The sequence below is a fragment of the Allobacillus sp. SKP2-8 genome (genome assembly GCF_007559355.1).
In the GTDB taxonomy this organism is placed as follows: Bacteria; Bacillota; Bacilli; order Bacillales; family Alkalibacillaceae; genus Allobacillus; species Allobacillus halotolerans.
The window spans coordinates 304,660-320,475 of sequence record NZ_VMHF01000001.1; the positions used below are offsets into that span (position 1 = coordinate 304,660).

The 15,816-nt window shown below is 39.6% G+C and carries 16 protein-coding genes; all 16 read right to left on the reverse strand.

All coding sequences use genetic code 11. The features are described 5' to 3' along the window. Window positions 1–473: 473 nt before the first annotated feature. The 16 genes from FPQ10_RS01580 to FPQ10_RS01655 all read right to left on the reverse strand — a co-directional run bounded on the left by FPQ10_RS01580 (window position 474) and on the right by FPQ10_RS01655 (window position 15,470). Complete coding sequence (locus FPQ10_RS01580; protein ID WP_144159210.1) at window positions 474–722, reverse strand: DUF3243 domain-containing protein; 249 nt, start codon at window positions 720–722, stop codon at window positions 474–476. A gap of 70 nt (window positions 723–792) precedes the next feature. Beyond that, on the reverse strand, window positions 793–1,509 hold the full coding sequence (gene ymfI / locus FPQ10_RS01585) for an elongation factor P 5-aminopentanone reductase (RefSeq protein WP_186278495.1): 717 nt from the start codon (window positions 1,507–1,509) through the stop codon (window positions 793–795). Between the two features lie 2 nt (window positions 1,510–1,511). Further along, window positions 1,512–2,801, reverse strand: a complete 1,290-nt coding sequence (gene yfmH, locus FPQ10_RS01590) for an EF-P 5-aminopentanol modification-associated protein YfmH (protein WP_144159216.1) — start codon at window positions 2,799–2,801, stop codon at window positions 1,512–1,514. Next, window positions 2,798–4,084 carry an EF-P 5-aminopentanol modification-associated protein YfmF gene (yfmF, locus tag FPQ10_RS01595; protein WP_144159219.1) on the reverse strand — a complete coding sequence of 429 codons (1,287 nt, stop codon included), beginning with the start codon at window positions 4,082–4,084 and terminating at the stop codon, window positions 2,798–2,800. Before yfmF ends, yfmH begins: the two co-directional genes overlap by 4 nt. A gap of 137 nt (window positions 4,085–4,221) precedes the next feature. Next, entirely contained in the window at window positions 4,222–4,422 is a 201-nt protein-coding gene (locus FPQ10_RS01600; protein WP_144159222.1) for a hypothetical protein, read from the reverse strand. Between the two features lie 61 nt (window positions 4,423–4,483). Continuing rightward, window positions 4,484–5,212 (reverse strand): MerR family transcriptional regulator, encoded by a 729-nt coding sequence (locus tag FPQ10_RS01605; RefSeq protein ID WP_144159224.1) that lies wholly within the window; start codon window positions 5,210–5,212, stop codon window positions 4,484–4,486. A gap of 430 nt (window positions 5,213–5,642) precedes the next feature. After that, on the reverse strand, window positions 5,643–7,910 hold the full coding sequence (locus FPQ10_RS01610) for a DNA translocase FtsK (RefSeq protein WP_186278496.1): 2,268 nt from the start codon (window positions 7,908–7,910) through the stop codon (window positions 5,643–5,645). 100 nt (window positions 7,911–8,010) lie between these two features. Continuing rightward, complete coding sequence (locus tag FPQ10_RS01615; RefSeq protein ID WP_144159230.1) at window positions 8,011–8,217, reverse strand: YlzJ-like family protein; 207 nt, start codon at window positions 8,215–8,217, stop codon at window positions 8,011–8,013. After that, window positions 8,214–8,951: a ClpP family protease gene (locus tag FPQ10_RS01620; protein ID WP_144159233.1), complete on the reverse strand. Its 738-nt coding sequence runs from the start codon at window positions 8,949–8,951 to the stop codon at window positions 8,214–8,216. The genes FPQ10_RS01615 and FPQ10_RS01620 overlap by 4 nt, the downstream gene beginning before the upstream one ends. Before the next feature lie 118 nt (window positions 8,952–9,069). Beyond that, window positions 9,070–9,936, reverse strand: a complete 867-nt coding sequence (dapA, locus tag FPQ10_RS01625) for a 4-hydroxy-tetrahydrodipicolinate synthase (RefSeq protein WP_186278497.1) — start codon at window positions 9,934–9,936, stop codon at window positions 9,070–9,072. A gap of 17 nt (window positions 9,937–9,953) precedes the next feature. Continuing rightward, a complete protein-coding gene (gene dapG / locus FPQ10_RS01630) occupies window positions 9,954–11,171 on the reverse strand; it encodes an aspartate kinase (protein ID WP_144159236.1) in 1,218 nt (405 codons plus the stop codon). 20 nt (window positions 11,172–11,191) lie between these two features. Further along, complete coding sequence (locus FPQ10_RS01635; RefSeq protein ID WP_144159239.1) at window positions 11,192–12,235, reverse strand: aspartate-semialdehyde dehydrogenase; 1,044 nt, start codon at window positions 12,233–12,235, stop codon at window positions 11,192–11,194. A gap of 58 nt (window positions 12,236–12,293) precedes the next feature. Beyond that, window positions 12,294–12,887, reverse strand: a complete 594-nt coding sequence (locus FPQ10_RS01640) for a dipicolinate synthase subunit B (protein WP_144159242.1) — start codon at window positions 12,885–12,887, stop codon at window positions 12,294–12,296. 22 nt (window positions 12,888–12,909) lie between these two features. Next, window positions 12,910–13,785 carry a dipicolinate synthase subunit DpsA gene (dpsA, locus tag FPQ10_RS01645; protein WP_144159245.1) on the reverse strand — a complete coding sequence of 292 codons (876 nt, stop codon included), beginning with the start codon at window positions 13,783–13,785 and terminating at the stop codon, window positions 12,910–12,912. Between the two features lie 193 nt (window positions 13,786–13,978). Next, window positions 13,979–14,218: a YlmC/YmxH family sporulation protein gene (locus tag FPQ10_RS01650; RefSeq protein ID WP_144159248.1), complete on the reverse strand. Its 240-nt coding sequence runs from the start codon at window positions 14,216–14,218 to the stop codon at window positions 13,979–13,981. Window positions 14,219–14,249: 31 nt separating this feature from the next. Continuing rightward, window positions 14,250–15,470 (reverse strand): M16 family metallopeptidase, encoded by a 1,221-nt coding sequence (locus tag FPQ10_RS01655; protein ID WP_144159251.1) that lies wholly within the window; start codon window positions 15,468–15,470, stop codon window positions 14,250–14,252. Window positions 15,471–15,816 lie beyond the last annotated feature (346 nt).

A 15,816-nucleotide genomic window follows, 5' to 3' on the forward strand; every position in this document is an offset into this window, starting at 1 on the left:
ATGCTCTCTATTCAACCGAAATTCGAATCTCACTTCCGATCCGGGTGATTAGGCGCTCTCTATTCAACCGAAGTTTGATTCTCACTCCTGATCCGGGTGATTAGGCGCTCTCTATTCGACCGGGATTTGAATCTCACTTCCGATTCGGGTGATTAGATGCTCTCTATTCGACCGAAGTTTGACTCTCGCTTCTGGTCCGGGTGATTAGATGCTCTCTATTCAACCGAAATTTGACCTTCGCTTCTGGTCCAGGTGATTAGGCGTCGTCCATTCAACCGAATTCAGACTCTCGTTTCCAACCCCGACATCGAGACTCTTATAACAACGTTTGTGTTCTTCACAGATAACGAGTACTCTAATTGATCAAATTGATTCAAGTACAGGTAAATTACAAAAGAATGATTAACCCTTACTATTCTTTATAAAAAACCCGAAAAATGACTAGGATATCATTTTCCGGGCTAGTGGGTTGTTTATTGATTTTGAACTAGCTTTACCATCATGCTAGCCATCGTACGTCTTTCTTCTTCGGAAGCAACATTCCAAAGGTCACGAAGAATTGCTTCTTCATCGTTTTTTGCATCAACTTTAGATGCTAAGTGCTCACCTATTTCGTAAGCTAGGTTGTTGATGGTATCTTGTTGCATTCCTTTATCCTGCGCTTGATTAAGACGGTCACCTAAGAAATCCTTCCATTGATCGAAGTTATCCATTATGGACATGGTTCATCCTCCTTTACTATTCTTCACCTATATTTTCTACGGAAGATGAAACCTTATACATGAAAATTATTTATAAACCTCCACTTAATCGAAGGACTTGTCCATGGACATACTTGCTTTCACTCGAAAAAAGGAAGCGGATTAAGTTTGCTACATCTTTTGGTTGACCAGCCCGTTGTAAAGGCACTTGATTTGTCCACTCTTCCTGGTCTTCCACTGGAATAAGTTTATTCATTTTCGTATCAATTAAGCCAGGTGTCACGGCATTCACTCGGATTTTTGAAGGCCCTACTTCTTTTGCGATGGACTTCATCCATGCAATTTGGGCGCCTTTCATCGCCGCATAAACCGATTCATTACTCGCACCTAATTCGCCCCAAATTGAGGAGATCACCACGATATTACCTTCTTTACGAGCAATCATTTGAGGTATAAAGGCTTTCGCGATCAACATCGTTGATTTCACATGTATCTTATATTGCTCATCCATCTTTTCAGCTGACGATTCTGTTAAGAGCTCATGATAACTACGACCTTGGGCAAATAATATACCGTGTATTTGAAAAGGGATGGATTCGATTAATTGATGAATTTCTGTTTCATCCGTGAGATTTGCCTGAACACTCATAATGACTTGATCTTCATCCAATAAAGACATGGTTTTCTCGATGGCTTCATTATTTTCATGGTAATGCAGGATAAATTGTCTTGAAGGGTGTGCCAAGCTATGAATGGCTTCTTGAGCCAAATCACTGCTCGCTCCAATAACAAGAACAGTTTCTCTCATCATTATTCCTCTTCCGGTAAGATCATACAAACGGTCATTTGGTCCTCATCAATCCATCCGTCAATTACTTCTTTCATATCGTCTCTTGTCAAGTTCTCCAATGTCTCGAAAATATTTCGATAATCGACAGAAAGATCATGATAGTGAATGATTTGGTTAGCTGTACCCTCTAATTCATTGAAGTCACGAATTAATTCACCGTATTTTCTTTTTTTCATTCTGGCAAACTCTTCCTCTGACACGGTTGTATTTTTTAAGTTCAACAACATGTCGATGACACGTTCACTGAATTCTTCTGGTTTAAGTGTTCTTCCGCCAATCATTGTCACTCCGAATGATTTTTCCATATACGACTCAAGACGTAAGGTTTCCATGACTAACCCTTCATTGTATAGCTCTTCAAAATACTTTCCGCTTTTAGAGAAATACAAATCCATCACAAGTTCACGGACAAGCTCATTCTTCAGTAACTCATTCGTTTGAAGCCGTTCTTTTTTATCTTTGATTCCGACCATACATTTAGGTGTTTGTACAGGCATATGGATGACTTCTTTTTTCTTGAAAACCGGATCTTTTTCATCACCGTAGTCCCGTTTTATTTCCTCAATCGGTGCAAATTCTTTCTTTGCTTGGTTGTTTCTGACTAATTCAGCCATCTCTTGTAAAGAAAAGTTCCCGATGACAAAGAGAGACATGTTCGATGGATGATAAAATGTTTCATAACATAAATATAAGTCGTCATGGGTAATCGTGTAGATTGAGTCTACTGTTCCCGCGATATCGATTCGTACCGGATGTTTTTCAAACATGGATTGGAGCGTTCCAAAGAATAAACGCCAATCTGACTGGTCATCATACATCCGGATTTCTTGTTCAATAATTCCTTTTTCTTTTTCCACCGTTTGTTCAGTGAAGTAAGGATCTTGGACAAAATCGAGCAAGGTTTCAACATTTCGTTCCTCATCTTCCGTACTGGAAAATAAATAGGCTGTTTGAGTAAATGACGTAAATGCGTTAGCTGAAGCCCCTCGCTCTGAAAAGTGCTGAAATACATCGCCATCTTCTTTTTCAAACATCTTATGCTCTAAGAAATGGGCAATCCCATCAGGCACTTGAGTGAACTCATCACTGTTTAATGGCGTGAATTTTTGATCGATTGACCCGTAATTGGTCGAGAAAATAGCGAACGTTTTCTCAAAATCTTCTTTAGGATAATAAAAGACCGTTAAGCCATTCGGCAATGTCTCTTGATAGATTGTTTCATTGATTCGAGGTATATTCAGTTCTTTCATACTTCTTCCCCTCCATTCTCAGCAGTCAAAAAGTAAACCGTGTCTAATTGGATTTGTTTTGAAACGGCAACAACATCTTCTTTCGTAACAGATTGAATGGCTTCAGCGATGGCTTGTGGATCTTCAGACTTCCCACCGATCACTTGCTGGTGAAACAATTCGATGATTCCTGTTGAACGATCTAATGTTTCTTTCAACTGGTTGGTGATTGCTTTTTTGGTCTGATCGATCTCTTTGTCTGTAATTTCACCTTCACTGATTGCCTGATGCTGTGCTTCAATAATCTCTCTCGCTTGTTCATATTTTTCAGGGGCAATCCCACTGAAAACAAACAACAGACCTTTATTGCTTTCGAAGCGGGAAGCAGCATAATAAGCCAAAGAATGTTTTTCTCGAACGTTCAAGAATAACTTGGAATGAGGATAACCACCAAAGATTCCATTGAAAACTTGAAGAGCAGGAAAATTGTCATCAGAAAAATGAACACCTGTGCGAAAGCCCATATGAAGCTTTGCTTGCTGAATTTTTTGTTTTTCTGTAATGGTATCTACTTTTTCCGGCAAGATTGGTTCTGAACGAACAATTGATAATCGTGGGTTTCTTGTAAACGTAAGATTTTCCTCGATATCTTTTTCCATCTGTTCGTTGTTAAAATCACCTACTGCGAAAACATCCAAGCGATCCTCTGTGAGCATCTGTTGATAAGTCTCATATAAGCTTTTTCCATCTAACTGCGGAAGGTCCTCTAAATAGCCATGTGAATGAATGCCAAATGCTTCGTCTTCACACATTTCATCGATTAAACGCATATTGGCATACTGCATTTTTTCATCAATGATCGATTGGATTTTATTTTTTAATGTGTCTTTTTCTTTCTCAACCAATGTTTCATCGAACGCCTGATCTTTAGCCTTGGGCTTGGTAAGTACATCACTCAAAAATTGAAGCCCTTCCTTGGTTAGCGTCTCTTCATCTTTAATGAATTTTTCATTTGGTATGTCCAATACAAAAGTAACAATGTGATTTTCACCTTTTTTGGCTCCGTAAATGCTGAATTTAGCGCCGTACAGTTCGTCAAGCTGCTGTCGTAACGCTCTTTCCGTCGGATATTTTTCTGTACCTTTCTGTAAAACAAACGGAAGAAGTGCACGTTCTGTAATATTCTCACGCTTCAGTGGACGTGTGAATTTTAATGCAATCGTATTTGTTTTAAATTTTTTCGTATCAATTAAATGAATTGAATAATTGTCTTTTTTGATGGTTTGTTCTGTTACCTGCGACATATACATCCTCCTTTATCCTTCATAACCTATAGTTTACATGAAACAATCGTTTCATACTACACGGGCGATTTGCAAAGGATTTGTCATGTATATTTCGCCGAAACGAATTTGTTGGTACGGATAGTTTTGCTTGTTGGTCATTTTATTTTTTTGTTGAAGTCCGTTGTTGATGATTCATGATCAGTTTCTCCACGATTTATCGGCGGCTTTGCTTGGGTTTTCGACGGCTTCACCTGGTTTTTCGATGGCTTCTCTCCGTTTTTCGATGGCTTCTCTCCGTTTTTCGGCGGCTTCGCTTGCGTTTTCGATGGCTTCGCCCAGTTATTCGGCGGCTTCATATGGTTGATCGTCGGAGCACTTTACCTATAGGACGTATGCGAATTAAAAATCAACACGAATCTATTTTTTATTTCGGTCTGCATAAACGCTCATCGCAGTACACATGAATTCGGCCAAGCCTTCACCGAATTGGTCAATGTTTTTCGTAAATCGTTCATCATTCACGTACATTTGGCCTAAGCCCTTAAATGCATCAAGCGAATAGTTTCCTATTTTATTCAAATATTGAAACCATTCTTGGATTCGTTCTTGAACCTCTTCTGAATCGGGTGACAGATGGCGAACTTCAGCCAACCGACGAAAAATTTCATTAAACCTTTCTTGGTCAAAGGTAGTCATGTTTTTTGTTTTTTCATTTGCTTGATCGACTGCTTTGTCACCCCACTTTTCTCTAGCTTCTTCTTCATATGGATTATGGCTAAAGTCAAAGCCTTTGAACTTTTCCTCATTTGTCATCGTTATGTCTCCTTTCGAATGTTGAATGGTTTTTTCAATGGTCCAGATCATTTGATCAATTCGCTTTCTTTTTTCTAAAAGCATTTGATGTTGTTTCGTTAAAGCTTCTTGCCGATTGAATGTTGGACTTTCCATGATTTCTTTGATTTTCTTTAAAGAAAAACCAAGCTCTTTAAAAAATAAAATTTGCTGCAGATGTTCAAGATTTTTTTCAGAATATATTCGATAACCCGCTTGCGTCATATCCTCAGGGATCAATAAGCCAATTTCATCATAATGATGGAGTGTACGTACACTGATGCCCACTAAATCAGCAACTTCTTTCACTTTCATTTCGAGATTCTCCCTTCATCCATAACTATAAAGCATCTCGTTACGTGAGGGTCAATAATTATTCTGTGAAGTTAGACAAACAATAAATGAGGTATCTAAGTCAATTGAGGCTGTGACGAAATGATGATGACGATGGGCGTATATTGAAGGTTTGCGGATTAACCCTGAAGGTTTGCGAATTAACCCTGAAGCACAGCGGATTAACCCTGAAGATTCACAAATTAACCCTGAAGTCTTGCAGATAAACCCTGAAGCTCCGCAAATTAACACTGAAGACAGCCTGTTTAACACTGAAGCTCTAAGGTCGCCTGCCACCAACGGCCGTCATCGAATCCTAAAATCTAAACTATATTGTCTATTTAACCTAACAAATATTTTTAAGCCACAAAGAAAGCTAGTCAAGAAATTTTCTTGACTAGCTTCGTACGTTTTACTGCATAGATGTTTCCTCAGGTTGCTGACTAACCAGTACTTTTCTTGGCTTGCTTCCTTCATACGGACCAACAATCCCTCTTTCTTCCATGGCATCGATCAGCCTCGCAGCTCTCGTATAGCCTACCCTGAATTTCCGTTGTAGCATGGAAACACTGGCGCTTTGCATTTCAATGATTAACTGGACGGCATCGTCATAAAGGTCGTCATCTACTTCTTCCATATCTTTGGACGTCTCTTCAGGAATCATTTCTTCTTGATACTGTGCTTTTTGTTGGGTAATGCAATGGTCTACAACACGTTCGACTTCTTCATCGGATAGAAAAGCACCTTGAATCCTTGTAGGCTTAGAAGCGCCGACAGGCAGGAACAGCATATCTCCTTTACCGAGTAGCTTCTCCGCACCATTCCCATCTAAAATTGTCCGTGAATCGGTAGCTGAAGAGACACTAAACGCGATTCGTGACGGAATATTCGCTTTGATTACACCTGTAATGACATCCACGGATGGACGTTGTGTTGCGATGATCAAATGAATTCCAGCGGCCCTTGCCATTTGAGCTAACCGGGTGATTGCATCTTCTACTTCATTTGAGGCAACCATCATTAGATCTGCCAATTCATCAATTAATACAACGATATATGGCAAGTGCGGATGGTTTTCACCTTCTTCTTCATTCACCTTGTCCACGTGTTCATTATATCCTTCAATATTTCTCGTTGCCGTATCCGAAAACAGATCGTATCTTCTTTCCATTTCAGAAACGATTTTTTTCAATGCTTTCGATGCTTTTTTTGGATCTGTTACAACAGGAGCCAACAAATGTGGAATGCCATTATACACATTCAATTCCACTTTTTTCGGGTCAATCATCATCATTTTCACTTCATGTGGTTTTGCGCGTAGCAATATACTCGTAATAATACCATTGACACAAACACTTTTACCGCTTCCTGTTGCACCTGCAATCAGTAAGTGAGGCATTTTATTCAACTCGGAAGCAATGGATTCACCAGCAATATCTCGACCTAAGCCAAAGAGCAGTTTGGATTCTGGTTTCATCTGTGGTTGCATTACTTCACGGAGTGATACTTGAGCAACTTCTGAGTTTGGTACTTCAATTCCAATCGCTGATTTTCCTGGGATCGGCGCTTCAATACGTATATCGCGCGCAGCAAGAGCAAGTGCCAAGTCGTCGTGTAAATTGACAATTTTACTTACTTTCACACCGATATCAGGATTAACTTCATATTTAGTAACTGCTGGTCCTACATGCACTTTCGAAACTCTAGCTTTCACACCAAAACTTTGGAAAGTTTGTTCCAGCTTTCTTACTGTGGATTGAATTTGAGATTTCTCTTGCTGTTGTGAATGACTGACTGGACTTGCAAGTAGCTGAAGAGATGGTAACCGGTATGACTCATTCTCTACCTCCGTTAAAGCCATCACTTCTTCTCCCTCTTCGGGAAGTTCTTCTACATTTTCCGTCCATTCATTTGTCTCGATTTCCATTGGTTCTGGTTCAGCTTTCTCTGGTTCAGCCGATTGGAAATCTTCAATAACAGGATTTGGTTCTGAGTCAGTCACTTCGTACGTTTTTTCGATTTCTAATTCTTCTTCTTTGGCCTTCTCGGCTGCTTCTTTTCGTTCGGCCCGTTTTTCTCGCATCTTTGTAAACCGAGCTTGTACGTTACTGAAAAACCCTTTAATGACATCAATGATCGATTTCTCTGTCAGCATGATCATGCCAAAAACGATCGCAAATGTTGCGACAACTTTTGAACCTACACCAGATAATAGATAAAAACTAGATACGAATAATATCGCACCTGTCATACCTGCGCCGATTGCTGAATAATCTACTTCTCCATTTTGATAGGCTTCATAGTAATCCCACGTTAACCCGAATATATTTTGAGTAGTCGCTTGTACAATCGTTTCGAATGTTTGTACGTGTGTAAATAATAAGATTGAAGCAAATAATAGATAAAAACCGATCCACCGAATGGATTTAAAATTCGGCCATTTTCTTTTGATCAATAAGTAGATACCTATAAAGAATATGAATCCGCTAATTACTATATACCAAAAGCCAAACAGCCATTGGAGTAACGTTACTAAAACATGCGGAATCACTCCGTTCGATATCATCGGAATCCCACTTGAAAAAATGGCAAATAGGATGAATGCCAATCCAATCAGTTCAAAATATAGATTTGACTTTCGATTATTTTTTCGTCTATTTCTCTTTTTCTTCTTTGCCACTTTCTTCACCTCGAAATAAATCAGTAAAGCAGCCATACTTGGCTGCTTCGTCGTTAATTCATTATATCACACTCTCGAAGTGTTGAAAGTAGTTGAAAAGTTACAAATAGAAATTGGATCCAGGCATCAATTGTTGATTTAAATAATCATTGGGGTCGGTTGAAATCATTTGGTCGATTTCATATCCTGAAAAGTCAGCTTTTTTTCTCACCTTTACCATCGCGTGTTTCATCGATACCCATTGAATCTGTTCATTTTCCTCTTCCTCAAAGATCTCTTCGTAGGTTAGAGGTGTATAATGGATCATTGAATCACCTGACCTTCATTTTTCTCATCAATCAATTCATTGAGCTTTTTAATGGCTTCACTCACACCGCCAACTTCATCGATCAACCCATACTTCACTGCATCCTCGCCAATAACGTTTGTTCCAATATCGCGTGTTAAATTCCCTTTTTCAAACATCAATTCTTTAAATTTTTCTTCGTCTACATTGGAATGGTTTGTTACAAAGCGAATGACTCTGTCTTGCATCTTGTCTAAGTATTCAAATGTTTGCGGTACCCCAATCACTAAACCGGTCAATCGAATGGGATGAATCGTCATCGTTGCTGTTTCAGTGATAAATGAAAAGTCAGCACTTGTTGCAATTGGCACCCCAATGCTATGACCACCGCCTAATACAATGGAGACGGTTGGTTTAGATAAGCTAGCTACCATTTCAGACAATGCCAAACCTGCTTCCACATCACCGCCAACAGTGTTTAACAGTAAGATAACACCTTCAATTTTCGGATTTTGTTCAATGGCAACAAGTTGCGGCAACACATGCTCATATTTCGTTGTTTTATTTTTGGAAGGAAGTTGAAGATGTCCCTCGATTTGACCAATAATCGGTAAAATATGAATATTGGAATCTGGTGCTGACGGGACGTTGGTTTGCCCTAACTGTTTAATCTTATCAACTAATGATTCTTCGGGACCATCCCCATCTGGCTGCTCGGGTTGCGCTTCATTTTTTTCATTTTCTTGCTCGCTCATATATACACCACCTTTATTCGGTAGTGTGTGCGAAAATATTCGATTCATACTCCTTGAAATAAAGCTCTTCTATTACGTAAAAAATCCTACAGGATCGTACCCTGTAGAATTTTTAAGCTTATAGTCCCAGACTGTTACTTAATGTTTGTTCTTCTTCGTCAGTTAACGGTAATAACGGCAGCCGTACTGAACCGACATTTATGCCTTTTTTGTTTAAAGCTGCTTTCACTGGTGCCGGCGAAGGGGCCATAAAGCACGCCTTCATTTTCGGTAACAATTGACGGTGCAGATCGCCTGCTTCCTTCACATTTCCTTGCTGAAATGCCGAAACCATTTCTTGCATTTCATTTCCAAGGACATGCGCTGCCATAGAAACGACGCCTGCTGAACCAACAGCAAGCGATGGTAACGTCAATCCATCGTCACCACAATATAAACTGAAATCGTTGTCCGTTTGCTCAATAATTTCACTCATTCGATCTAAATCACCAGTAGCGTCTTTCGTACAAACGATATTATCAATTTTCGATAGCCTGATTGTCGTTTCTGTCGACATATCAACGACAGAACGTCCTGGAATGTTATAAAGCATAATTGGCAATGTCGTCGCATCAGCGATTGCTTTAAAATGCTGATACAATCCTTCTTGACTTGGCTTGTTGTAATAAGGTGTCACAAGCATAATTCCATCGACACCCGTTTTGGATGCTTCTTTCGTGATGGCAATAGAACTCTCTGTACTGTTGGTACCCGTTCCAGCAATGACTTTTGCACGTCCGTCTACAACTTTTACGACTTTCTCAAAAAGTTGAAGCTTTTCCTCTTCTGTCAATGTAGGCCATTCACCGGTTGTACCACCAACAACGAGGCCGTCTGAACCATTTGCAATAAGATATTCTACAAGCTGTTCTGTTTTCTCTAAGTCTAACTCATTCGATTCATTGAAAGGAGTAACCATAGCTGTTATTACATTTCCAAAATTCATGATCAATCGACCCTCTCTTACGTATTTAATAAAAATGTGTCGTGCAGTGCGTTCACGGCTTTTTCAAGATCTGTTTCTTTAATGAGAAGCCAAATTGTTGTGTGACTGTCTGCAGATTGTAGAATTTGAATTTGTTGTCCCGCAAGAGCTGAAACCACTTTTGCTGCCACACCAGGAACTCCTTGAATGCCTGCTCCTACTGCTGAAACTTTTGCACAATTTTCATTTATATCATAATTGACCGCTAACCGTTCGATAATCTCTGTTGTTCGCTTCAATTTATCATTCGGAACGGTAAACGTAATACCTTTTGAGAAAATATTAAAAAAGTCAACGGAAACTCCAGCTGCTGCTAACTCAGTCAATAACTGATCGTGAAGTTCCATGGAATTAGATGTATTTGTTCGTACCTTTATTTGAGTAATTCCGGCTTGATGAGCGATCCCTGTGACAAGTTGATCTTTGAATCCCCTATCTAAACCTGGTGTTTTCTTGAATGTAACCAGCGTGCCTTCATCTTCCAAATAAGTTGAACGAACACGCACTTGAATTTTTTCCTGCATGGCAATCTCAACAGCTCGCGGGTGAATGACTCTGCTTCCTTCATATGCTAAATGAACAATTTCATTATAGGTCATCACCTTTAATGTCTTGGCATTTTTGACGATGCCTGGATCGGCCGTTTTAATTCCATCTACGTCTGTAAAAATATCGACGAATTCCGCTTCGAGCGCGGCACCAAGAGCTACTGCGGATGTATCTGATCCTCCACGCCCTAGCGTCGTAATATCGCCATTCGCATCTTCCCCTTGAAAGCCCGCAACAACGATCACATCGTTACTTTTGAAATAATTCAGTAGCTCATCCGGTATCACTTTATTGACTCTCGCATTCATGTGATCGTCAGTCGTCAAAATTCCGGCTCGTGGACCGGATAAAGCAGAAGCGATGAGACCACTTTCTCTTAACTCATTTGCCATGACAATCGATGAGATCAGTTCACCTGTAGACATGAGCAAGTCAATTTCACGGGAAGTCAATTGGGTATTCGGATAATGAACGAGCTCTAATAATGTATCTGTTGAATAAGGCTCACCTTTTCTTCCCATGGCCGATACGACGACTACAACTTTATAACCTTCATCAATTGCTTTCTTAATGTGTCGAATAGCATGTTTTCGACTTTCCTTATTTCGGACAGAAGTACCTCCGAATTTCTGTACTAAAAACTTCATAGTCCACCTCGAGCGATCCATTATTTAGCTAATTTAATGTAACTTTGTGCGATTTGGACAGAATTCCAAGCCGCTCCTTTCAGTAGGTTATCAGAAACAACCCACAGATGAAAACCATTGGAAACATCCAGATCTTTACGGATTCTTCCTACAAAGACATCTGTTTTTCCTTCTGCAGAAAGTGGAGTTGGATAAATTTGATGATGAACGTCATCTTGCAACACAACACCCGGAGCACCTTTCAATGCGCCTTGAAATTGATCAATGGAAATATTGTCATGATCGATCTCAACATAAACACTTTCCGCGTGCGAATAATAAAATGGCAAACGTACACACGTAGCGGATACTTGCAACTCATCGTCATGCATAATTTTTTTCGTTTCATTAACCATTTTCATCTCTTCAAGTGTGTAATGATTTTCATCAAAAGTATCAATTTGCGGCAAAGCGTTAAAGGCTATCGGATAATGTTTTTTCTCCGATTTAACCGGCAAAACTTCGGCAAACACTTCTTCGTTATTCAACATTGCTTGTGATTGATGCGTCAATTCATCCATCGCTTGATTTCCTGAACCAGAAACAGATTGATAGGTCGAAACAATAATTCGTTTCATGCCATATTTTTGACGGATTGGTTCCAAAGCAGCAACCATTTGAATGGTTGAGCAATTTGGGTTAGCAATAATACCCTGATGGTTCAAAATATCCTGTTCATTGACTTCTGGTACGACCAATGGAACTTGCTCATCCATTCGATAGGCACTTGTATTGTCAATGACAACCGCTCCTCGTTCAACAGCCTCCGGAGCCAGTTGCTTAGAAACTGAACCCCCGGCTGAGAAGAAAGCAATATCGACATCATCAAATTGTTCTGGCAGTGCTTCTTTAATTTCGATGGATTCACCTTTAAAATCCACAGTCTTGCCAACAGAACGTTTTGATGCAAGTGGAATCAATTGATTCACTGGAAAATCAACCTGTTCAAGCATTTCAATAATTCGTTGGCCGACAGCTCCTGTAACGCCAACAACTGCTACATTGTATTGGTTTGAATTAGTCATTGTAGTAACCCCCAAAAGATTCTCTTTATTTCTTTATTTTAGCACATTACTGAGCGAATCACACAATGTCATAATTACGCATAATCGGTTGTAATTGTTTGCCATTGATTGCTTCATCGATCGTTTCTGGAATCAATTCCATGTGCGAAACGAGTGAATCAGGTTTTTTATAAGGATGGTCCTGACCGTACGGGACAAAAAATACATTTTTAGTCACCAATAATTTCCCTAAATTCATTGCATTTAACCCAAGTGCATCATTTGTTGCAATAGCTAAGACAACAGGACTACCATTACGCAATGTCGCTTTAGCAGCCATGAGTGGCGGTGTGTTCGTTAATGCATTCGCAAATTTACTTAATGAATTTCCAGTCAACGGAGCAATGATCATGCAATCCAGTGGCGCTTGCGGTCCAAGCGGTTCTGCTTCAGGCATTGTCTTGACAAGTTCTTTTCCAGTAATTTGTTTAATTCGTTCCAAATGATCCTTTGCATTACCGAACTTTGTATCCGTCTCTTGAACCGTATAAGAAACGATTGGGACAACCTCCGCTCCCAATTCCATGAGTTTTTCGATTTGAGGAAATACCTGTTCATACGTGCAGTGAGACCCTGTTAATCCAAATCCAATTCGTTTACCTTTTAAATCCATGAAACATTCACTCCTGTTGGTTTTATTCTTCTTCATTCAAAATATGATGAACGACATGTGCTAAAATCTTACCTGCAGACTTCGGCGCGACGATACCTGGTAATCCTGGCGCCTGAATCGCTTTAACTCCAATCCGCTTCGCATATCGGAAGTCAACTCCTCCAGGTTTGGAAGCTAAATCAATGATCATACTATTTTCGGGCAGTGCGCGAATAATTGTGGGCGTTACAACAACATCAGGAATTGTATTGATCAAAAGATTACAATCCTGAAGGTTCACATCCAACTGTTCTAACGGAATGGGCTTGCAGTTATACTCGAAAATTCTTGCTAAATCTATCGTCGATCTGGATGAGACCGACACATTTGCTCCTAGCCCTTTAAATGAATGGACCAACGTTTTTCCGACTCTTCCGAAACCTAGTATCATAATATTTGAATCATGAATCGTGAAGTCTGTATATTGAATCGCTAACATGAGTGTACCTTCTGCCGTTGGAATTGAGTTGTAGATTGCTACATCATCTCGTTCAAATAAAGGCACAATCATTCCTTTAAACGCTTCTAATTCTTTTAGATAGGGGGTCATGATTCCGGTGAACAAAAAGCAATCGTCCGGCAGTTCGTTAAACCAATCTTTTGTAAGATGTGGGGACTCTTCTGCATAATGGGCTTCTGCATAGCCATCTTGATCCAACCCAGTTATCGGCAATACGACTGCTGAAAGTTCTTGTTTATAAACTTGCTCGGCATGGATAAAATTCACATCGGACAATTGATCTTTTGCTCCTTCAAAACCGATGGCATACACATCTGCGTCCGCCAAGATCAGTTGTTCCATCATTTCCAGATGACGTGCATCACCACCCACAAATAAAACTGACTTACCTGTTAACATTTTTTCAACTCCTCAGACCATGTCATTCATTCGATATATCGTATGTAATAGACCGTTTTGTGTGATTTGCTCATTTTTGAATTCCTATAATGGTGTATTTTCATTGCAGCATTAAACGTTTATATATAAATTAAAAAAACCGAACCGTGTCTCTGATCAACTCGGTTCGGTAAATACATCACTGTTTTTCACGTTATTCTGTTTTCCGTTTGACAACAATCAAATCATCACCAATGACCTCTAAATCTGTCCACTTAATCTTTGTACCTGTCTCTCCTTTTCGCAGTCCGAGTAAGTTATAATCTTGAATGATAATTTCCTCAACCATTCCGTCCACTGGGTTAATATTCAAATCTGTCTGCCCTAAAACGCCCAGTCGGGTGCCATGATCTGCATCAATCAGTTCTTTCCCTGATAGTTCTCGAAATCGCATGGACTCTCCTCCTTTAACGTATCTATTCTATTTATACGTTTTCAGGTTGAATCAATGCACGAGAAGGCTCGGTATTCAGTAATTGCTCAGCCAATAAATTAACATCGGCTAGAGAAACCTCTTCAATTTTTTGTACGATTTCATCTGGAGTTTGATAAGGCAACCCGAGTAATTCCATCCGACCATTTTTTTGCATGTGACTACTAGAATGCTCTAAGCCTAGAATCAATTGTCCCTTTAATTGTTCTTTTGTCTGTCGCATTTCTCTTTCACTTATACCAGTAGTCGTAAAGTCTTTAACAATTGAGTGAATAATTTCTTCCATTTCAGTTAGCTGATCTGGATTTGTCCCTCCATAAATAACCAATAATCCATTATCCATAAATGTACTATGGTAGGAAAAAATCGAATAAGCCAATCCATGCTCTTCTCTCACTTGCTGGAAAAGACGGGAACTCATACTACCACCTAATATATTTTCCAAGATTGACATACGGTATAATTTGTCATCGTTCATTGATAAACCAGGATAGCCCAAGCAGAAATGTGATTGATGAGATGGTTTTTTGACAATTGTATTCGATGGATGAAAAGTTGAATAAAAAGAACCTTCAACTGCTGCGCCTTTCCGCAGCTCTATTAGTGAGTCTGAAACTTTTTCAGAAAGTGAGGTTGTTAGATTTCCTGCAACAGATACAACGACTCGTTCTGCAGTGTAATATTTTTCACGATAATTCAAAAGATCATCTCTTGATATTTGAAAGAGAGAATCTTTTGTTCCTAAGATGGATTGCTCGAGTGGATGATTTTTGAATGTGGATTCATGAATATAATCATGGATGATATCATCCGGCGTATCTTCAATCATATCTATCTCTTCAGCGATTACCTTCTTCTCTCTCTCTAACTCTTCTTCTTCAAATGTAGAGTGTAAAAACATATCTGATAAAACTTCCCAAGCGTAATCAGCATGTTGATCAAGAACCGTCGCAAATATACAGGTATACTCTTTGCTGGTAAAAGCATTCACATCGCCTCCGATGGAATCAAATGCTTCTGCGATTTCTTTAGCTGTCCGCTTTTCCGTTCCTTTAAACATCATATGTTCCATGAGATGCGAGATCCCTTGTTTTTCGTTCGTTTCATTTCTGGATCCAGCCAAGATCCAAATGCCCATCGAGACGGATCTTGACTCGGGTAAGGTTTCAGTTATAATTCGTACCCCATTAGCTAATTTGTCCTTTACAACCATCCAATCCTCTCCAATTCTTACACAAATAATAACCAATATTCCTTATAAAGATGGCTTTGTTAAAGCTTCGTGTTGATTTTTAGTGATGTAGCACAGAGTTGTTGAATTGTGATTGCGTTGGTGACGACTCTAGCGGGTTAAGAAATAAAGGAACTTCCGCTACAACCGCACACGTCCTGTTTGCAACGCGGAAGCCACTGCAAGTGATCGCGGATATCGCCTTATCTCCTTTGGGTAAAAGCGGTCACCAGTACCGAATCACAATATCAAGAACGGACATTAACAGAGCCATAAAGATAAAGGCCAAGACAAAAATAATGCTCGATTCATATCATCAGCATTCATC